This is a genomic window from Mucilaginibacter sp. P25 (assembly GCF_050859465.1).
In the GTDB taxonomy this organism is placed as follows: Bacteria; Bacteroidota; Bacteroidia; order Sphingobacteriales; family Sphingobacteriaceae; genus Mucilaginibacter; species Mucilaginibacter gossypii.
Window position 1 is genome coordinate 2,977,390 of the sequence record NZ_CP193937.1, and the last position, 20,307, is coordinate 2,997,696.

Here is a 20,307-nt window from a genome sequence, read left to right on the forward strand (position 1 = left end):
TGATCTCTTGTTTCTATTTAATCGTTGATAAATAATGCGGGAACATTTCGCGCCAGATGGGCCAGTCGTGATTGGCAAAGGGGCGGATATCCAGCCAGTGTTTAATGTCTTTTTGTTTTAAAATGTTTGAGAGCTGGATGTTATATCCTTTGCATATGTCATACTCGGATGTGCCGAGAACAATATTCATTTGCCAAAGGTCATGATGGTTGCTGCCCGGCAAAAAATCGACCGGGTTGTTATAAAAAATGTTATCATCATAATAACCATCAGTAAACATTTTGATATCAAAAGCGCCGCCCATGGTAAACAAATGCCTAACCTTTTCAGGATGTTTGAATGCGAAATTGGCGGCATGATAGCCCCCAAAACTACAGCCGGCAAGAGCTACGTTGCCAACGCCTGTTTCGTGCATGGCCCAGGGGATGAGCTCGTTTACCAACATGCGATCGTACCCTGCATAAGTTTTGGCCCTGTCGGCCGGGTGAATGCTTTTGTTGTACCAACTGCGGTCGTCGATGGTATCGGGGCAATAGATCTTCACCAGGCCATTATCAACAAACCATTTTACACTCCCGATCAGGCCAAAATCTTTGTTTTGATAGTAGCGGCCTTTGGTAGTAGGGAAAACGATCACAGGATAACCGCGGTCGCCGAATACCAGCATTTCAAGGTCGGTATTGGTGTTGGGGGAGTGCCAGCGGTGAAATTTTTCGGTCAAAGCAGTGTGGTTTTTATAATGACTGTAAGTTAGGAGGTTTGTTTGAAATAGGCAACAGCCTGATAATATTAATCCTTAGCTGTCAAAAAGTAAAAAGTATAACTTATTTTTGCGCCCTTAATTTTAATTTAGAAAGAGATGTACCCGGGCTGGCTTGATACTGAAATGACGATAACCGAACATGAAATAAATATAACCTCTGCGCTGATTGAGCGGGAAGTGACCTTAACCATCCTAAAGCCGGAAGACAGTGATATCGCCGAACCGCTAAACCTGCTGCTGCTTAATGACGGACAGGAGCTTGAAAACCTCGGATTAAAAACCACGCTCGAAACATTATATAACACCAATCGCCTTAAGCCGGTGCTGATCGTAGCTATCCATGCCGGAGATAGCCGCCTGGATGAATATGGCATTGCCGGTAAACCCGATTTTAAAGGCCGGGGTGCTAAGGCTGGTTTATATACTCAATTTATAAAAGAAGAATTGCTGCCGCAATTACAAGCTTTGACAGGCTTTAATGAGTTTGATATAACAGCTTTTGCTGGTTTTTCGCTTGGTGGTTTATCTGCTTTTGATATTGTTTGGAATAACCCGGTGTTATTTGATAAAGCGGGCGTTTTTTCAGGTTCGTTTTGGTGGCGGGGAAAAGACCTGGCCAAAGGCTATACCGATGCCGACAGGCTGATGCACCAGGTGATCAGGGAAACCAAAACCAAGCCGGCTATCAATGCCTGGCTGCAAACCGGCACTAAAGATGAAACCAGTGATCGAAATAAAAACGGCATTATTGATGCCATTGACGATACCATCGACCTGATTAAAGAAATGGAGATTAAAGGCTTTAAACGTCCTGAAGAAATTCGATATGTTGAAGTAGTAGGAGGTACCCATGATACAGCTACCTGGCGAAAAGCGATGGCTAAGTTTTTGGTTTGGGCTTTTGGAAGATAACGTATAGTTTTTGTAAATCAGCTTAATTAAGTTTAAGAACATGGTTAGTGTTGCACCTATAAAAAAGCTTGATCAATTGCCCCCTGATTTACAAACTCAGATAGAGAAAGATGTGGATAGGCTTTTGAAAAAAATTACTAATGCTGAATTGGTAAACAGCGATCAAACTATAAGAGGATATGGAAGTTTAAAAGGGAAAATTTGGGTGTCGGAAGACTTTGACGAACCGCTTGAGGATTTTAAAGATTATATGTAATGCAATTGCTTATAGATACACAAGCAATTCTTTGGTGTCAAGCTTCTGATGACAGACTATCTAATACAGTCAAGCAATCAATTGAAAACCCCGATAACCAATGATATATAAGCATGGCATCACTATGGGAGATGGCTATCAATGTTGCTTTAAAAAAGCTTAATATCGAAATTGGTTATGGGAATTTTTATAGCTATTTGATAGGGAAGCAATTTGAGGTTCTTGATATAGCATCTTATCATTTAAGTAAATTAATATCTCTGCCTCATCATCACGGAGATCCTTTTGACCGCCTTGTTATCTCGCAGGCTATCTCTGAAAATCTTACGATCATTTCCGCTGATCAACCCTTCAAAGCCTGCCCTGCAAGCTTACTTTGGTAAACTCAATGTTAATTGTAAACAATAACCGCTAAATGCTTTATAATCTCATAATTTAACCTTACCTTTGCGCCAAATTTAGAGAGGCATTTTCATGCAAAAAATCAGAAATATTGCGATCATCGCGCACGTTGACCACGGTAAAACTACTTTGGTTGATAAAATCCTGCACAGCTGTGCCATTTTCAGGGACAATGAGCAAACCGGAGAGTTAATCCTTGACAACAATGACCTTGAACGTGAGCGTGGTATTACCATCGTTTCAAAAAACGTATCTGTAAGGTATAAAGATGTTAAGATCAACATTATTGATACCCCTGGTCACGCCGATTTTGGTGGCGAGGTTGAGCGTGTATTGAAAATGGCCGATGGTGTATTATTACTTTGCGACGCTTTTGAAGGTGCCATGCCTCAAACTCGTTTCGTAACTCAAAAAGCTTTGGCTTTAGGCCTTAAGCCAATTGTGGTTGTAAACAAAGTTGATAAAGAGAACTGCCGCCCTGAAGAAGTTTACGAACAGATTTTTGAATTATTCTTCAACCTTGAAGCTACCGAAGAGCAGCTGGATTTCCCGGTTATCTACGGTTCATCAAAACAAGGCTGGATGAGCACAGATTGGAAAAAACCAACGGAAGATATATTCCCGTTGATGGATGCTATCCTGGAAAACATTCCGCCTGCACCTATCGCTGAAGGAACACTGCAAATGCAGATCACTTCGTTAGATTATTCATCTTTCGTAGGTCGTATTGCTATCGGCCGTGTTGCCCGCGGTACTATCAAAGAAAACATGCCGGTGTCGTTGGTAAAACGTGATGGCACTATCCAGAAATCAAGGATCAAAGAACTTTACACTTTCGAAGGTTTGGGTAAAGTAAAAGCTACCGAAGTAAAATCGGGCGATATCTGTGCTGTAGTTGGTATTGACGGTTTTGATATCGGTGATACCATTGCTGATTTTGAAAACCCTGAGCAATTAGAGGTGATCAAAATTGATGAGCCAACCATGAACATGTTGTTCACCATCAATAACTCACCTTTCTTTGGTAAAGAAGGTAAATTTGTTACCTCACGCCACGTACGCGACCGTCTGTACAAAGAGATGGAGAAAAACCTGGCACTTAAGGTTGTTGAAACTGAATCGCCTGATTCATACCTGGTTTATGGCCGTGGCATCCTTCACTTGTCGGTATTGATCGAAACTATGCGCCGTGAAGGTTACGAGTTACAGGTAGGTCAGCCGCAGGTTATCGTTAAACACATTGACGGCGTTAAATGTGAGCCGGTTGAAACCCTGATAGTTGACGTACCTGGCGAAGTTGCCGGTAAAGTAATTGAACTGGTAACACAACGTAAAGGTGACCTGTTGATCATGGAGCCAAAAGGTGATTTACAACACTTAGAGTTTGAAATTCCTTCACGCGGTATCATCGGTTTACGTAACAACGTATTAACTGCTACTGCCGGTGAAGCTATCATGGCGCACCGCTTTAAAGCTTACGAGCCATGGAAAGGGCCAATCCCTGGCCGTTCAAACGGTGTATTGATCTCGATGGAAAAAGGCAACACAACTGCTTATGCAATTGACAAACTGCAGGACCGTGGCCGTTTCTTCGTTGATCCGGGTGTTGATATTTACGAAGGTCAGATCCTTGGTGAGCACATCCGCGATAACGATTTGGTGATCAACGTTGTTAAAGGTAAACAGTTAACCAACATGCGTGCATCAGGTAGTGATGACAACGTTCGTATTGCACCGGCTATCAAATTCTCGTTAGAAGAATCGATGGAGTATATCCAGGCTGACGAATACATCGAAGTTACGCCGCAAAGCATGCGTTTACGTAAAATCTACTTAACCGAAAACGAGCGTAAAGTAAACGCTAAAAGGTTTGTTAATCAATAATTTTCAATAAACAAGTATATAAAGCCCTCCGGTTAACCGGAGGGCTTTTTACTTATCAGCTTACCGTTATAAACTACTTTGCCATTTAGTTCGATGGTATAAACATACACGCCTGCCACGAGATTTACGGGGATGGTGTTTTGTAATTCATTGATGCTTTTAACCAGGGTTAACTTACCGTCGATGCTGTATAGTTTAAATTCGTAATTATTGATATCGCCGCTGATGATATTGATTTGGCCGGCAACAGGGTTGGGGTATATAACAAATTGGTTGGGCTGTAAATAAACAGCATCGGCTATGTTGGAGTAAATGATATCGCCGTTAATTGTGGTGAGTTTTGCCCGGTAATATTGTTTGCCCCGTCGGGGATTATTGTCGGCGTATATGTAATCCACCGCTGTACTAAGCGGGATTGTATTTAAAGTAACGTATTGGCCCGCAGCTGTTGTTTTTTCCCAGGTGATGGATTTAAGATTATAAACGCTGCCCAACTGCAGGTTGAGCACAATGGTATTGTTAACCACGTTTGCAAGTAGTGTTTTTACATAGCAGCCAACTCCCTGCGTGGTAGCATTAATGGTATAACTTTTTAGGCCTTCAAAGCTATTACCTGTGGCGCTCACCGCAAAATAAGTTGAAGTTTGTTGTTGCGCGGGTATAATGATGCTGGTATCGGCTGTTGATACAAGTTTTTGAAGCAGGTTATCTTTAATTGTATAAATGTTGTAGCCTATGCTTCCTGGCTGGGGTTTCCATTGCAGGAGTGTGCCACTGACGCAATTATACCCTATATCAAGTGTTAAAGGCTTTGAAATGCTGAACTCCGCGCTGGTAAAAGTTTGCCCCCCGATATCCATTTTAAGCATGGTTTTGGTAAAAACATCGGGCGTTGTCCAGGTATAATAGCGGTTTTCAAGGGTGGCATTATTAATGGCCTGCCAGGTTTGGCCATGATCGTAGCTAACGCTTATTGTGCCCGATGTGGTATTGAAAGAGCTTTGCCATCTCAGGTAATTATCCTCGCCGGCAAAAAGCTGGTCGCCAACCGAGGGGTAGATCCATTCGAACAGGTTTGATATGGTCTCCTGATGAGCAATATGAAATTTTTGAGCACTGTTAGTAATCCTTCTGCCTTTAACATGCACTATGTATGTGCCGGCTGCCGGGTTTTGTAAAATTACCTGTTCTGCATTGTTTAAGGTATCTGTTCGTCTTTTTGCCGGGGCAGATAACGAATCGGCAGAGGGGAAGCTGCTGAGCACCCATGGTAAAATTTGCTGCCCGGATGGTGTGGTGACAGTAAGATCGAGATCATTTACCAATGCCCATGGTGCATTAACGGCTGCTGCGGGGTCATTCCAGGCTAACGAAACTTTAAGCTCCCTGCAATTTACTGGGACAGTTATGGAATAGTCTGTTTGTGTAGCATTGCTAACCGAACCGGTAAAAATGCGTTTTTCATTGATGGTGCGTAATGCTTCCAATGCATTCAACGAACCATAGCCTGTTTTATGGTTGGGGCCGGATGAGCCTGTTTCATCGGCCGAGTTGATGAGTACACTTTTTATAAGCGCGGCAGATGGCATCTGTTTGTATTGCGTTCTATAAGCTTGTTGCAGCAAAGCTACCGTGCCTGATACCAGGGCTGCCGCGCCAGACGTGCCATCTTCACCATCCGCGATCAATTCGGGTTTGATGCGGCCATCGTATGCTGGGCCGGCCGAGCTTAAGGATTCGGGGACACCCGTCCTGCCGGTACCGCCAACCACCAATACATTTTTAGCCTGCTTAAAGTCGCCGGAGAGATTGGCTACCCCGCTTATACCGCTGTAAACTCCGCTTTCAGGTGCCGAATTGCCGATATTGCCCGATGAAAATACATGCACCAGCGAATCATTTTCAAAAATCTGCTGATCGTAAGCGGCACTTTCGGCCCCATAATAATTTTCAATGCCGGTACCGTACGAGTGGTTTTGTACCGAAATTCTGAATGATTTAAAAATGGTAGTGCTGTCGGGCATTAATTGCGCAAAAGATGATGAGGTGAAATTTACCTTAGGAGCAACTCCCAGGCCTTTGATATATGAGTTGCCGTTGCCGCCTATGAGTGTTGCCATGGTGGTAGCATGGCCCGATGTGATATCAGAGGCTTTAAAGGATGTAAAGCTACGGCCTAACAGGTCGAGATCATTATCATAGCGGTCTTCTTTTACCGAAATGTTAATGCCGGAGCCGGTTATGCCCGGAAAATTAGCCACTATGGCCGACATGGTATTTAAACCAAGATCAATATCGCTAATGGCAAGTTCTGCATGAGGTTGGCGCACCTCATTGGCAAATAATATATAGTCCTGCTGAAGTAAGGCAGGCAGGTTTTCTAATTTGATGTTAAGACGTATTAGGTTGCCGGTTTGACCTGTAATGGCTCCGGATTGTTGGATGTGGTTGATAACCGTGTCATTGACAGCGGTAACGGCAACCTCAACGGCTTGTGTGCGTGCCGGATGCTGCTTCCAGTTCTTCGCAAGGTTATCCGAAGCTTTCCAGATGGGGGAAGCGGCGCTGTTATTTATAATATTAGCATCGCTTTTGATAGCCGAGGCTGATGATACTACATAATAGTTATAGGAAACCCGTTTGATGATATTGTATTTCCGGTTATCGATATGTGCTGGATCTTTAAATTTTACAAGGTAATACTGGTTGGAATTTTTTTGCGGAGATAAAGATGTTGCATTATAAAGTGAAACAATTGCCTCGTCGCTCATGTGTTTTTGTGACCATGACACTTTAAAGCATAAAAAAAGGAGTAATACGGTAACAGGTATTCTTTTTGTCATAGGCGGTAATGTGATCAAACCAATAAAGGGGAGCTGCAGCATCCCCTTTATTGATAAAGCTATTTAGTTGAAATGTAAAAACAACTATAGGCGTTATTAGTATAAATAATTTAAAGCTATCTGATCGTTGGCATTAAACGTACGGTCGGTACCGCTTGAGCAGGCTAACATCCAAGAGCCGGCATCCGCCTTGGTTGGTGTGCCCGGAATGTTGATAGCGCCTATGCCTGCCGAACCTTCGTTTACATGTCGGCCGCCGCAGCTGAACGCGCGGTTCATATAGTCGGTATGACGGAAACCGATACAATGGCCCAACTCGTGTTGAATAACTGATGTTACATAACCCAGATCAGGGTTTGTGCCATAAGCTTGTTCGTTGGTGTTCATCTGGATCTGGTTATACGGGTCGCCCGATGAAGTCGGGAAGCCTGATGAACCTAAGGTGATATAACCACCGCTTGGCCCCTCGTTAAAGCCGATGATGTCGATTGTGCCGCCGCTGCTAACCATTTGAAATTTAAGCGTGAGGTTTAAAGCATTGTAACGTGCAACTGCCGCGGTAGCCGCGTTAAGGTAAACAGTAGGCAGGTTTGTAACTGAGACGGTTACTGTTCTGGGCAGATTTTTAACCAGGTTTGTGGTACGGTACTGCTCAACATCGGCAATTCTTAAAGTAGGGCTGGTGCTTGCTTCGGCTAAATTGGCTTTAGTGAGCAGGATATCACCTTCAACAAGATAGCCATCGCCCTGCCTGCGCACTTCATCTGTGCTGAACCCTAAGTTTGTAATGCTTTTCAGTACATCATCCGGGATAGCGGTTGGGCTGGTAGTTGTAGTTTTTGCAGCCTTGTCTTTTGAACAGGAGAATAGTACAGAGATTCCGACAAGCACGCTTAGTCCGATCCCTAATAATAGTTTTCTTTTCATTGTTTTCGTTACGTTTTAGATGTAAAAGAAGAATTAATTTCAGCAGCCGGCCAGCGCTTTTAACTTATACGCAATATATAAATAAAATGTTATGGATTTAATAATAGAAAATAACAAAAAAATATTCTTTTTAGGAATTATTATCTTTTTATTTGATTAATATCGAAATTATAATTGTCATTTTGACTATTATGGCAATTATAGCTTTGTTTTAACCGAGCGGGTGTTTTGGGAACAAACCCTGTTGATCAATTAAAATTTACCTTCGGATAGATAAGGTACCGCGTTTGCTTGACAGATTTTTTTAGTTTTAGCACCCGTTTCCCATAATCAATAACGGCTTTATATTTCATTAAAATATCTCCGCCCAAAACACCCAGTACCTGCGGGTGCCCCATTTGGCCGTATGCGGCATTAATAGTGGAAAGATCAAGTACAGCTACTTCAAATTCGGCTATAGGCAAGTCGCCGATGTGGAGGTCACTTACTGTTGCGGTAAAAGATTCCATGGTATTGGTGCCGAGGCCCGTGGAGAGTTTATCGCTGGCTAAGATGTTCATGGTTTCATTGGCTTCGGAAAGCACCGTTTGATCAAAAGCAGTTTTTGACGCGCCGGTGTCCAGCACCATGATAAAAGTTTTTTCAAACAATACGACTTCAACCAGTGGGTGGAAACCGTCGTCATGCAGGTCGATAATACGGAGCGGGACAGATATAATCATTGCAGGTATGCCAATTACAGATGTGCAAATGTGCAGATTAAAGCAGTGATAATTATTGGTCCTGTTAGAAAAAAATCCGGCAGTAGTTTTAGGATTTAATTAGATGACATCTTTCACGGTGTGATCTTTCAATTGTGATAAGGTTTAGGCTTTAAAGATCACCAACAGGGAAGTTAATTTTAACAAGGCCTTTTAGTTTCTTTATAGCGCTAAATTAGCATTAACCATTAAGCCCTGCAATACTGAAAAAGTGGTATATCAGATTGCGCGAAATTTATTAATAGCTTCTACTTTATTTTGTACCTGCAGTTTGATGTAGGTATTGCGGATGTGTTTTTTAACGGTTCCGGTAGAGATATCAAGGCGGTCGGCGATTTCCTTGTACTGGAGGCCGCGGGCTAGGTGGTTAAGTACTTCAACCTCGCGGTCCGTAAGGCTTTCGGCAGCAGGGGCAGGCGGTTTATCGGCGTCGGCATTGAATGATGCTATGACCCTTCTCGAGATATAGGCGCTCATGGGCGAACCGCCGGCCGCGATTTCGATAATGGCATTCCTGATCTCATCGGCCGAAGATTCTTTGAGCATATAGCCGGTTGCGCCGCTCTTTAAGGATTCAAAAATATTGGTGTTGTCGTCGTTGATGGTGCACATCAAAAATTCGGCATCCGGGACAAAGGGCTTGGCCCGCCGTATAAATTCAATGCCCGACATGCCTTCGAGGTTTATATCCACTATAAAGATATCCGGTTTAAGCAGATCAATTTTTTTAATACGGCTTCGGCATTGGGATAAGAACCAATTAAAGTTACGCCGCTCATATCATGAATAATCTGTTCCAGCCCACGCCGGTAGTGTAAATTATCCTCTAACAAAATTATCTGGAGCATGCTTTGCAGTAAATATAAAATGCTAATTTCCTAAATTATCCCGGGTTTCTTAATACCTATTATGGGGTATACGCTAAAGGTTTAGTTTAAGGCTGATGGAGGTGCCTTTACCGTGGGCGGTATCAATTTTGAGTTCGGCGTTCAATCTTTTTGCCCGGGCGTAAATATTCCGGATGCCCATGGTTTCGTGTTTGCGCACATCAGGGTCAAATCCGCGCCCGTCATCACGGATGTTGATCTGCAGCCGGTTTTTGTAAAGGTTGATTTCCAGAAACGCATTTTGTGCCTCCGAATGTTTGACAATATTGTTTAATACTTCCTTAACAAGGAGGTATATCTGGCGCCTTTTTTCGCCGCTGATGGTAACCGGGGTTTCGCTAACGGAGGTATTTACATGAAGGTCAATATTGCTGTATTCAAATATTTTAATGGCTTGTTTATGAATAAAGCCTGCCAGGTTGCTTACTTCGTCGTTTTCGGCATCAAGACTCCAGATAATTAACCTTACCTGGGTAGATATATCGGTGATGGCTTCATGAATAGCGTCTATCTCCTTAAAAGCGGGCTGATCGGCCGTTTTGCGGCTGAGCAATTCGGTCCTGAGCTTAATGCCGGAGATGCTTGCCCCTAAATCATCATGCACCTCACTGCTGATCCGCTGTCGTTCGCGCTGCAGGGCAAGTGCATTTTCATAGTCCTTTTTTTGTAAGCCGATGATGGATTGATAATATTTCCGTACCAGCAGGAAAGCGATGATTATGGCACTTAATACAGCCACCACCTGCAGCCATAACTGTTGATACCATAAAGGCATAACGTCAAATTTAAAAATGAGCGGCTGGCTTAACTGGTTAAAACGGTCGGCAGCCACGGCTTCTAACTCATAGTTTCCGGGGGCAGCAGGTCGAACCGTTTTTCGCCGGAAGGCGCGACGCTCCAATTTTTATCAACCCCCTTAAGCCTGAAGCGGTATTGTATTTTACCCATGCTTTTGTAGGATAGGGCAACGCAGTTAAATATAACAGGCCTGCCGTAAGTAAAGCTGCTTTGAGTTCCGGGTATCCCGTCGTTAATCAACACCGGTTTAGGCAGGCTCGTATTTCCTAAATTTTGAGTAACGGCTATGCCCTGATCGGTGGCTATGTAATAATCATGCCCGTTCTGCACTACATCGGCAACGTTATCAGAGGGGAGCCCGTTACTGGTATTGAGCAAACTTATGCGGTAATTTTGATAATGATTATGGAAGCTGATAATGCTTACACCGTTTGCGGTACAGACCCATAAAGTATTGTCATCTGTCCATACCAGTTTACGGATATCGCCTGAAAAAATAGCAGGAGATCTAAACTGAACAATTTTTTCGCCGGCCAGCAAAAACATCCCCTGAGCTTCGGTACCTATGGCGCATACATCATTATTTGATGCCAGGCTCTTAACAACATTTATTCCTTTATCGGCCAATATCCGCACATAGGTAATATCATCAGTAGTGGGCATTAACTGGTATAACCCATAAAGTGAACCTATCAGCAGCCTGTTTTTATACCAGGTAAGAGATGTCATGCGTATAGGCTTGAATCTATAACCTTTTAGACGTTTGAACTGATTTGATATTACAACAACGGCATTTTGTGAAATAAAATACACTGTACCATGTTGATGGGTGATCCCTTTTATAGGGCCATCAAATTTTACAGGGCCATCAAAATAACTTTCTGGATGCCATGATAACGGGTTCTTATTGGAAATATCTAATCTGAATATGCCATTATCGGTACCTATGACGAGAGTGTTGCCCGGGATTGTAAGCAGATTGGTTATCCGGTTAAAGTCAGACCTGTCTTGATTTATAGTTATAGTGCCTATCGACGGCGTTTGATTTGCGCCAAGTTTCATATAGCTGAGGGTGCTTAAAACATGCCCCGTAAAAAGGTAGCCTCCCGCAATGGCCAGTTTTAAAACATCTTCATTGGCCAGCCCGCTTTCTTTGTTAATGATTTTTATTTCGGGGTTAGTACTTAAAAAGAAGCCTTTGTCATAGCTGCCAAACCATAAATTATTTTCCCGGTCAATAACCGTAGCGGTAGTGATGTTATTATTAAGGTAATTTTTCCGTTCGCCGGTAAGATAGTTAATAATGTAGGTGCCCTGTTTTACCGTTGTAACGGCAAACGTATTTTTGCCGGTAAGATACACTGAAGTTACATTCCCGGTAAAAAGATTTTACTGAGCGGGATGATCCCGCTTTTTTGATACCGATAAACATGTACCCAGTCTTTAGTTATCAATAGTAAATAATTTTGATGTAAAGCCAACCGGTAGGGTTTGATATTGGTATTGGCGGTTTGAAAGTTTAACTGGCCGGCCTTAAGCTCTTCTTCGAGGATGTCAAGGTCGTTTTCAGATAGGATGATTTCTTCTCCGTCAGAACCATAAATGTACCCGTTCAAATGCCGGATGGCATGTCTTTTCGATTTTAACTCTTCAAAATGGTATACTTTGGTACTAAGCCTGTAATTTACACAGAGCTCATTATAGCGGTTAAAAAAGAAATTGGCGAAGGGTAAAACGATTACTTTTTGAGATGAATTAAGCTTATGTATAAGCCCGTTTTCATAATAACAGACCCTGTAGTTATTACAGTAAAAAAAATCCGGTGATAATTATCCTCGGCAATCCGGAAACACTCGTTGTTTTCCAGCCCGTCGGCCGATGTGAAGTTTTTAAAGTGCTGGCCGTCAAACCTGCTCACGCCTTTATCGGTGGCCAGCCAGATAAAACCCTTGCTGTCCTGCATTAAATAGTTAACCCTTGAACTGGGCAAGCCATCAGGCGAGCTATAATTTTTCAGGTAAACTAACTGATATGGAATGTCGGCATATCCCCGGCCCGGGAATAGAAACAGTGCTATTATTAAAAGTTTAAAAAAAGGCTTTTTAGCGGCATTCTATAATTTGTATACATCGCTGCTTTTATCAATATGCAATGATACGGTGTATGGCTTTGTTTTGTTGTATCACCGATAAATTTAAAAAGAAATGATTTGTATTTAAATACAGTTTGAAAACGGCGAGGGAGCCGATCCAGTGTAAAACAGACGCGTATATGTATGATTGATTGTCTATTAAAGCAAACAGCACAATAGCTTTTGGCTAATTGTGCTGTTTGACGCTATGCTATATGCTAAGCTTAACTTTCGTTATATTTAGACTGTAAAATTAAAACGGATACCCGATTGCCAGGTTAAACACACTCCGGTTAAAGTTGAAATCCCAGCGTGGCTCATTAACACGTACATATGGTGTACGAAGAGGGATACCTAAATCTGTACGTAATACCAGTACGGTTAAATCAAACCTTAAACCAAAGCCGGCATCAACGGCAAAATCATTTAAGAAGCTTTTGGTAAACACGGCGCCCGGCTGTGATCCGTTGGAGTGCAGTAGCCAGATGTTACCCGCATCAACAAATAAAGCTCCGCGTACTATGCTGAATAGCTTTGGCCTGTACTCAATGTTAGCTTCTATCTTGATATCACCAGATTCATCGGCAAGGAAGCCGCCTGTGCCTACACCGCTGCTTGGGTCAAATGAACCCGGCCCTATGGCCCTTGCCCTGAAACCCCGTAAGCTGTTAGGGCCACCAATAAAGAATTGCTGGCTATAAGGTAACTGTGTTGAGTTGCCATAGGGTAAACCTACACCCACAATAAGCCTGCTGGCTATAGTGCTGTTTTGCCCTGTTTTATGAAAATACCTGATCTCGTTTTCGAGTTTCACAAACTGGTTAAATATGGCGCCGAACAATTTTTTAGGTTTTCCACCGGCACTATCTGCACCGGTAACTAAGCCGTAAATATTGTTTGAAAGGCTGATCTTTCCATTATAATAAAGCGTATTGGTACGATAATCCTCGTTGGTATTGGTATAAGTGAAGCTATAGCTTGGGCCCAGGATGAACTGTTTATCGATAACATGCTTTAAGGCTGGGTTTACCGGAACGTCTTTCCTGTCGATACTGTCTTTATATTTCTGCGACACGCTCAGCGGATTTACAAACTGAAAATTGATGAGGTTAAGCTCATGTGACCGGTGTTCTGTTTCGCGCCACTGATAACCGAATGATAAGTTATATGAATTTAAGTTATAGAGTTTTTGACGGTTTACTATTGAATATCCCAAGCTCAGATTAGTATGTGGGATATAGGCATCGGCCGCTTTTGGGTAGATAGGTCCGATAAAGCGCGGCCATGAAAGCGTTGTCTGGATACCGGCCTGATACACATTATAGCCTGCATTTTGGCCCCCCACCTGAACATCGGTACTCCCAAAAAGTGTTACCTTTAAAGCCTCGGCACCTTTAAAGGCGTTACGATTAAGCCAGTTTAAATTTACCTGTGTACCAGTGTAGTTAGCCGATGTGGTGCGGCCTAAAATATCAAGCGACAGCGATTTCTTTTTGTATTGGGTTAAAAAATAATAAACATCCAGCTTCGATGAATCGGCAGATACATCTTCAAACCTGTTTTTAACAAATTTATACGGACCCAGATTAATGAAGCGGTTAAGCGAGTTGTTATGTGCAGTACGGTTGTAAACCTGGCCCGGGCGCATCAGCACCGTATTGGCAAAAGTATAGGTATGTACGGTGTTACGACGCTCAACAATATTATACCATTTATAAAAAACAGCTTTATCCTTCATCAGCGAGGTGTCCCTTAACGAGTAACTCGGATACACATAAATATTGTTGATGGTATAAATGTTTTGGGCGCGGCCAGGTGTTTCATTTTTAACAGCCACAAAAATATCAACCTGATGCCCGGCTATAGTGCTATCTACGTGCATGATCAAATGTTCGGGTGAGAAATAATAAAAGCCTTCTTCTTTCAACCGGGCATCAATACGCAGGCGTTCGGTTTTAATAACATCAAGGTTATATTTATTGCCGACTTTTAGCAGCGTTTTTGCCGATGTTCCGGCTACTGCGGTATCGATAGTGCGGGTACCCCGCGGAAATACCACCTTCCTGATCTTATAGCCAGGCCCGGTTACTGCTGTATAAACCGCCTTGGCAACTTTTGATGTTGGCTTTTTGCTCACCGTATCGCCGCTTACCTGCGCCTGAAAATAGCTTTCGTTTTGCAGCCTGTTTTGCAGGATCTTGCTGTTTTGCTCAAGGTTAACAGAACTAATAAGCACAGGAGGCTCACCCTTTTTATTAAGCCAGTGGGCAAGGCCTTTGCTTTTATTGGTTTTTGTTTTAAAGTACAGCCACAATTTAAAACGCATACCTAATATGGTACTGTTGGGTATAGGTCTTAATAAAGCGCCAAGTTCCTCACTCAAGGCTTTTTTTCGCTTTTTTCAAAACCGAGTCTTTGATTACTACCTCGCCGCCGGTGTATAACTTTTGGCCCGGCGCCAAAAACTTGGTGGTACTGCAGGCACTCAGTAAAACACATGATGAAAGCAGTATATATTTTAAATGTTTGGTCATGGGCTTAGTTTGAAGTAGTTTGCGGTTTGTTTTCCTGTTGCTGCTGCATATTCTTTTGCTCCAACGCTTTATCCGCCTCGTCCTGTTTTTCTTTTTTCTCTTTTTGTTCCTGCTGATATTGGCGGCGTAACCTGCGTTCTTCAGGGGTACGCTTGCGGAAGATCTCGCGGAAACGGTTATAATCAACAGTTAGGGTAAAGCCTACGCCAGTTTCAATGATCTGTCCCTGTATCACAATAAATTCGTCGCGGCGGTAAGCACGCAGGGTGTAGCGGCCGTCTTTACTTAGTTTATAGGCTATGGATACGTCGCCCGCGATGTTCGATGCTTTTTGACCGGGTTGATTACCTTCCAGGTTAAAATTATTGCCAACACTTACGGTAAGCCTGTCATTCAGGAAGCGCTTGGACAGGCCAACGTTGAGGTCGGTACGATTGGTGGCCGTGCCCGATGAGTAATCCTCACCTGAGGTTAAACCGAAATTCAGATCAACTCCTGATATTAAACTTCCTGCAAGCCTGTTTAACTGGTCAGATAACAGGCTGCTTACGCTGTTACGGATGGTGCCCTCTACGGTAGTACCCGCACCCTGGCTTTGCAGCGGATTATCGCCAATAAAGTGCCCCAGTACAAGTACACCTAATACCTGCTTGTTTAGTTCGTTAGGGTCCTGGCGTATCTGGGTAAGGCGGGTATTAACCGTACTTACCACTTCGGATGACACAGAATAAGAACTGTCTGGCAGTACAATGTCAAAGCTGATAGTTGGTGTGAGCAGCTGATCTTTCAGGTTAAGGTTAACATTGAAAGGTAGCTTTTGCTTATACATCGTACTATTTTGCGCATCCGAAAGCTGGTTTGAAACCAGGTCAATTGGTGGTACATTGGCTACGTAAATAGCGGTAAGATCAATATTGGCACTGGTTGGGTCTCCAGTCCAAACAATAGTACTGCCTTTTTTAAAGTTAAAAGTGCGCTTAACAGTTGCATAGGCCAGGTTGTACGAGCCTGAGTTAACCACATAAGTACCGGTAAGGTTTATTTTGCCGCTTGGGTCAATGCCGCCATTCAGGCTGGCCTCGCCTTTAAGGTGTACGATATCGCCGTTTCGCTCATCAACTACAATAGTAAACGCAGCATTTTTATTTACGTTGATAGTTGCAGAAACATCCAACCCTGTAACATCCGATTTTTTGAGCGAATCCAGTTGCCTGGCCAGCAGGATGGAATCCATTTTAGGGGCATTTTTATCAATAAAGTCAACCACTCCCTTCCGGTCTTCCAGCGCCGGGTCATTGGTAGGCAGCACAAAAGTCATATCGGTTTTGTCGTTAACAGTAAGGTTGGCATCAACCACCGGCTTAGTCATATTGCCGCGGACCTTGATGCGGGTATCCACATACAGTTTGCCGTAGTAAAGTTTGTTATCGGCCTGGGTTGAGTTAGTAACTCTGAAGTTATTGGCATTAATATCCATGCCGAAGGCAAAATCGGTGTAAGTTTTGGTGTAGATACTGCCGCTTACTATGGCCTTGTTGCCAGTTGAATCAACCAACGTAAAATCATTAAAGCGGATCCCTTCGTTGTTGAAAGTAATGCTTTCCTGCGGCATCCTGAAATAGGAGTTAAGCATAGCCACGTTAAAGCCTACTTTGTTAAAGTTGATATCTCCCCGTACAGAAGGCGCATCTGTAGTGCCTGATATTTTAAGTGCTCCGGTAATATTACCTGTGGCATTACGCAGGCTACCAAAGCTAAATCCCTCGATGCTCTTCATGCTCAGGTTCACGATATTCAGGTCGAGATCAAAACGGCTTTCGGGCGTGGTGTAATACGTTCCATTCAAATCAACCTGATTGCCTTTGCCGGTAATGCTCATTTGAGCGGCGTAGGCATTCTGCGTTTGGTTATTTACTTTGAGGGCTATATTGCCCACCGTATCTCCTTTAAAATTAAAATTATCAACGTTTATGGCAGCGGTAAATACAGGACTGGTTTGGAAGTTGCTTACGGTAGCATCACCATTAATGATACCACCCACCTGTAACGAGTCCTGTTTGGCCATTTTAGTAAGCGCCTCAATATGGAAATTATTGAACTTGATATTCAGCGGGCTGTTAAACTCTTGTGTGCTGCTGTTAACGCTAAGGATCTGGTTGTTGTTGCTAATAGTGAAGTTATGCGCCAGGATTCCTTTTGGCCCGTATTGTAAAAAGTTATCATCACTAACCGCCCATGGCAAATAATCCAGCAATAAGCCATCTTTATTAAAGCTAAACTGGTATTCATTTGGCAACAGACTGAAAGTACCCGCTATACGGAAACGTTCTTTTTTTGCTGCGTCGCGGATTTGAACGCTCAAGCCTGCTTTGTTATCCTGTGCGGCACCTGAGATGCTGGTATACAACAGATCGACAGAACTTCCCACCTTCACTTCATCAACAGAAAAATTATAATTGAGCGCATTATTAGCAGTGTTAATGTTAAGCGATGCTTTGTTAACTGTGTTGGTGCCGTAAACAACTTTTGGTATGGAGCCTTTAACAACAAGTTCGCCGGTTTGACTATTAAAGCTGCCGTTCAGCAAAACCGGGTCAAGCTGTTTCAGGTCGGGGGCAAACTGGGTAAGCAATGGCGTTTTAACCAGTTTGGCTTCAAACGTAAACTGCTGCGGAGAATATTTAACCACAGGTGCGGGTTTGGCTTTTATCGTTTTGCCGCCTTTAGTTTTAACAGCTACCTGCTGCCCGCCTGCAATAGCGGTGTTGAAATATTTATTGATCACATCCTGCAGGGCCGGGGCTATCTGGGTAAGTTTATACTTGCCGGCCATGTGGGCAGACATGACAGGAGTTTTCAAGCGTAATGTACTGCTATCGGCGCTGGCTGTCGAGATGAGGCTGATAGTGTCCATCCGGATGCGCTGGCCTTTGTTTACTACCAACAGGTCGGTTGCTTTAATATCGGCGTTCAGGTAATCGGGATCGGCAGTTGGTACATCAGCCACAATCTTGCCATGAAAACGCATATCGTCCTTGACAAAATTCAGGTTTTTGAGGTTGATGCTATCCACACTTAACGTGGCCTTAACTGCCGGGTATTTTTTGTTGAGATTGGCTTTAGCATCCAGGCTGAAATTAATGTTAGGATCTTTCATGGTAGCAACTGCTGTATAGGCCCCATTGCTTGATGTACCTTTCATTACCAGGTTTTGGTAAGTGTAGCCTTTAACATAAGCTTTTGCAATATTGCCGTTAAAAGCTATGCTTGCCTTTTTAGGATCGAGGCTGGCACCTTTTAAATTAGCATTCATGGTAATGCGGCCAACCATTTGTGGTTGTTTGGTAAGCGCGCCAAGGTTAAGCTCGTTAACTTTAATATTGGCTGTATAAGTTGCCGTGTTTTTGTTTTGCCCATTCTTCAAAGTCGCAATCAGATCAACAGCGCCATAGCTCGAGCGCAGGCTCATTTTGGTATTAAAGCTGTACATGCTTCCTTTAAAATTACCTTTCAAGCTCATTTTTTCGGGGATGCTCACATTTGGCGGAATACTACCTGCTGGAGCAAGCTTGGCTATATCACTGTGACTGGTACTGAAATCGGCAATACTAATATCAAATGTAGCTTTGTTTACATCGGGCAGGCCTTTCATTTTTGCCGAGGCCTTGATATGCGTACTGCTTAAGCCGGTTACTTCCAGGTTAGGGATCTCGAGGTTGTTTACCTGCCCACTCACCCGGCCGTTGATTTTGAATACCGTACCCGGTGACGATTTAAAGGGTTCTATGCTGGCCATGCTTGGCATCAGCAGTAAAACATCCTTTAGACCCAAACGGATGCCATCTAAATTGGCATTGATACCCAGCGCGCCAATGTTTTTGGTGATGGCATCAATAGAAGGGTAACGTACCTGTACCGACTTTTGTAGTGTGGTATTCGGCGTTTCCAGCAACAGGTCATTCATATAAGCATTAGTTGGCCCGTACAGGAATGCCGTATGAAACTTATTGATCTTTAAACCGCTTTTTTCGGCAAAGGTAAAGGAGTTAATTTTGCCCGAAATGGTATCAGGGCTATAGGAAATATTTTCAGCTTCGGCATTAAGACTTCGGATGTCCATATGGCCAAAATCGAGACCTTTAAGGATAGCCTTCTGCGCTTCATTATCGAACTTAATATTATCGTTAGTAAAAGTTACTTTTCTAATTGTTGCCCGCCAGGCAGATTTGGTAGGAGAGGATACCAGCGTATCCAGTTTTTTAATGGTTTTAACAACTTCTTTAACCACAGTTTTAGGCTTGGCTAAACTAAGGCCTGCTTTGGTATCACTCAGTTCGATGCTTTTGATGCCTACCTTTTGATTCTTTAAGTCTATCTTGTCCATCTCCACCAAAAACTTGCTTAGGTCCACCTTGGCACCCATTTCGGCACTTCGATAATCAACCTTAATTTTAGAGATATCGATCACCCCTAAATTCAAATCCATATTCAAAGGTGTGGTAGCGGTATCAGGTGGTGGGATGGCGTTGGTCGGCGATTGGATGATCTTAGCATTTACATCGCTCAGGGTAATTTTCGGTATGGTGAACTTCATCTTATCCATATCAAAATCCTTAACGCGGGTGTCAAAATGGCCAAGCAAAAACTTTACATCGTTGCCTGTAATGGCATCCTTGTATTTTATGTTGATCTTATCGAGAACGATCTTATCAACAGAAAACTTCATGGTTGATGTAGTATCGGTAGGTTCTACTTCTTTTTTTGTTCGCCAACAAAAGCCTTGATAATGTAATCGAAGTTAAACACACTGTCGGCCCCACGGTTTACATTGGCCGTAATGCCCTGCAGGTTTACTTCGTTTACTTCAACCTGGCTGTGCAGCAGCTTGAGCATGCTGATATCAACCTTTAATCTTTCGCCGGCTATGAGGGTGTCTTTTTTCTGATCTTCAAAATACACGTCCTCCAAAACTAACAGTTTAGGCAGGCCAAGGCTGATATGGCCAATCTTAACTTTGGTGTGGATTTTATTCTGTAAAAAAGTTACGGCTTTGTCTTTCGCGAAGTTTTGAACAGCAGGAACCTGTATCAAAATTACTACAAGGATAACCAGCAGAACTACACTTACCAGTATCCAAAGTATCGTTTTAAGGGTTATTCGTAGTATTTTTTTCAATTGTATTTGTATTTCAAAGGTGAAGATGCTGTTG

17 protein-coding genes are annotated in these 20,307 nt (G+C 43.0%); 4 read left to right on the forward strand and 13 right to left on the reverse strand.

From position 1 onward, the window contains the following. Positions 1–13: 13 nt before the first annotated feature. Positions 14–721 (reverse strand): alpha/beta fold hydrolase, encoded by a 708-nt coding sequence (locus tag ACRQ5D_RS15330; protein WP_091175839.1) that lies wholly within the window; start codon positions 719–721, stop codon positions 14–16. A 165-nt stretch (positions 722–886) separates the two neighbouring features. On the opposite strand from ACRQ5D_RS15330, the gene ACRQ5D_RS15335 reads away from it, so the two are divergent. From ACRQ5D_RS15335 to typA, 4 genes are all read left to right on the forward strand, one after another. Further along, the gene (locus ACRQ5D_RS15335) at positions 887–1,675 is read left to right on the forward strand and encodes an alpha/beta hydrolase (protein WP_431199929.1); all 789 of its coding nucleotides are present in this window, start codon (positions 887–889) and stop codon (positions 1,673–1,675) included. Between the two features lie 40 nt (positions 1,676–1,715). Continuing rightward, on the forward strand, positions 1,716–1,931 hold the full coding sequence (gene vapB / locus ACRQ5D_RS15340; protein WP_091175845.1) for a type II toxin-antitoxin system VapB family antitoxin: 216 nt from the start codon (positions 1,716–1,718) through the stop codon (positions 1,929–1,931). A gap of 113 nt (positions 1,932–2,044) precedes the next feature. Continuing rightward, complete coding sequence (locus ACRQ5D_RS15345; RefSeq protein WP_091175848.1) at positions 2,045–2,314, forward strand: type II toxin-antitoxin system VapC family toxin; 270 nt, start codon at positions 2,045–2,047, stop codon at positions 2,312–2,314. A 91-nt stretch (positions 2,315–2,405) separates the two neighbouring features. Continuing rightward, positions 2,406–4,217, forward strand: a complete 1,812-nt coding sequence (gene typA, locus ACRQ5D_RS15350; RefSeq protein WP_091175853.1) for a translational GTPase TypA — start codon at positions 2,406–2,408, stop codon at positions 4,215–4,217. 32 nt (positions 4,218–4,249) lie between these two features. On the opposite strand, the gene ACRQ5D_RS15355 is transcribed toward typA, so the two are convergent. The 12 genes from ACRQ5D_RS15355 to ACRQ5D_RS15410 all read right to left on the reverse strand — a co-directional run bounded on the left by ACRQ5D_RS15355 (position 4,250) and on the right by ACRQ5D_RS15410 (position 20,273). Then, entirely contained in the window at positions 4,250–7,060 is a 2,811-nt protein-coding gene (locus ACRQ5D_RS15355) for a S8 family peptidase (RefSeq protein WP_176844587.1), read from the reverse strand. Between the two features lie 96 nt (positions 7,061–7,156). Beyond that, on the reverse strand, positions 7,157–7,987 hold the full coding sequence (locus ACRQ5D_RS15360) for a M57 family metalloprotease (protein ID WP_091175858.1): 831 nt from the start codon (positions 7,985–7,987) through the stop codon (positions 7,157–7,159). A gap of 248 nt (positions 7,988–8,235) precedes the next feature. After that, positions 8,236–8,709 carry an aspartyl protease family protein gene (locus tag ACRQ5D_RS15365; RefSeq protein WP_431199930.1) on the reverse strand — a complete coding sequence of 158 codons (474 nt, stop codon included), beginning with the start codon at positions 8,707–8,709 and terminating at the stop codon, positions 8,236–8,238. Between the two features lie 258 nt (positions 8,710–8,967). After that, entirely contained in the window at positions 8,968–9,480 is a 513-nt protein-coding gene (locus ACRQ5D_RS15370; protein WP_431200793.1) for a LuxR C-terminal-related transcriptional regulator, read from the reverse strand. Positions 9,481–9,669: 189 nt separating this feature from the next. Next, positions 9,670–10,467 carry a sensor histidine kinase gene (locus ACRQ5D_RS15375; protein WP_431199931.1) on the reverse strand — a complete coding sequence of 266 codons (798 nt, stop codon included), beginning with the start codon at positions 10,465–10,467 and terminating at the stop codon, positions 9,670–9,672. Between the two features lie 5 nt (positions 10,468–10,472). Next, a complete protein-coding gene (locus ACRQ5D_RS15380) occupies positions 10,473–11,795 on the reverse strand; it encodes a two-component regulator propeller domain-containing protein (RefSeq protein ID WP_431199932.1) in 1,323 nt (440 codons plus the stop codon). A gap of 5 nt (positions 11,796–11,800) precedes the next feature. After that, entirely contained in the window at positions 11,801–12,049 is a 249-nt protein-coding gene (locus tag ACRQ5D_RS15385; protein ID WP_431199933.1) for a hypothetical protein, read from the reverse strand. 122 nt (positions 12,050–12,171) lie between these two features. Further along, positions 12,172–12,423 (reverse strand): two-component regulator propeller domain-containing protein, encoded by a 252-nt coding sequence (locus tag ACRQ5D_RS15390; RefSeq protein WP_432329447.1) that lies wholly within the window; start codon positions 12,421–12,423, stop codon positions 12,172–12,174. Between the two features lie 394 nt (positions 12,424–12,817). Then, entirely contained in the window at positions 12,818–14,947 is a 2,130-nt protein-coding gene (locus ACRQ5D_RS15395) for a BamA/TamA family outer membrane protein (RefSeq protein ID WP_431199935.1), read from the reverse strand. Continuing rightward, entirely contained in the window at positions 14,940–15,098 is a 159-nt protein-coding gene (locus ACRQ5D_RS15400; protein WP_431199936.1) for a hypothetical protein, read from the reverse strand. Before ACRQ5D_RS15400 ends, ACRQ5D_RS15395 begins: the two co-directional genes overlap by 8 nt. A 4-nt stretch (positions 15,099–15,102) precedes the next feature. Beyond that, the gene (locus ACRQ5D_RS15405; protein WP_432329451.1) at positions 15,103–19,824 is read right to left on the reverse strand and encodes a translocation/assembly module TamB domain-containing protein; all 4,722 of its coding nucleotides are present in this window, start codon (positions 19,822–19,824) and stop codon (positions 15,103–15,105) included. A gap of 23 nt (positions 19,825–19,847) precedes the next feature. Further along, the gene (locus tag ACRQ5D_RS15410; protein ID WP_431199939.1) at positions 19,848–20,273 is read right to left on the reverse strand and encodes an AsmA family protein; all 426 of its coding nucleotides are present in this window, start codon (positions 20,271–20,273) and stop codon (positions 19,848–19,850) included. Between the last annotated feature and the right edge of the window lie 34 nt (positions 20,274–20,307).

Excerpts from the sequence above, each read along its gene's own strand:
- typA (WP_091175853.1), top strand. The coding sequence starts at position 2,406 with ATGCAAAAAATCAGAAATATTGCGATCATCGCGCACGTTGACCACGGT.
- vapB (WP_091175845.1), top strand. The coding sequence starts at position 1,716 with ATGGTTAGTGTTGCACCTATAAAAAAGCTTGATCAATTGCCCCCTGAT.
- ACRQ5D_RS15360 (WP_091175858.1), bottom strand. The coding sequence starts at position 7,987 with ATGAAAAGAAAACTATTATTAGGGATCGGACTAAGCGTGCTTGTCGGA.
- ACRQ5D_RS15355 (WP_176844587.1), bottom strand. The coding sequence starts at position 7,060 with ATGACAAAAAGAATACCTGTTACCGTATTACTCCTTTTTTTATGCTTT.
- ACRQ5D_RS15405 (WP_432329451.1), bottom strand. The coding sequence starts at position 19,824 with ATGAAGTTTTCTGTTGATAAGATCGTTCTCGATAAGATCAACATAAAA.
- ACRQ5D_RS15345 (WP_091175848.1), top strand. The coding sequence starts at position 2,045 with ATGGCATCACTATGGGAGATGGCTATCAATGTTGCTTTAAAAAAGCTT.
- ACRQ5D_RS15400 (WP_431199936.1), bottom strand. The coding sequence starts at position 15,098 with ATGACCAAACATTTAAAATATATACTGCTTTCATCATGTGTTTTACTG.
- ACRQ5D_RS15365 (WP_431199930.1), bottom strand. The coding sequence starts at position 8,709 with ATGATTATATCTGTCCCGCTCCGTATTATCGACCTGCATGACGACGGT.
- ACRQ5D_RS15335 (WP_431199929.1), top strand. The coding sequence starts at position 887 with ATGACGATAACCGAACATGAAATAAATATAACCTCTGCGCTGATTGAG.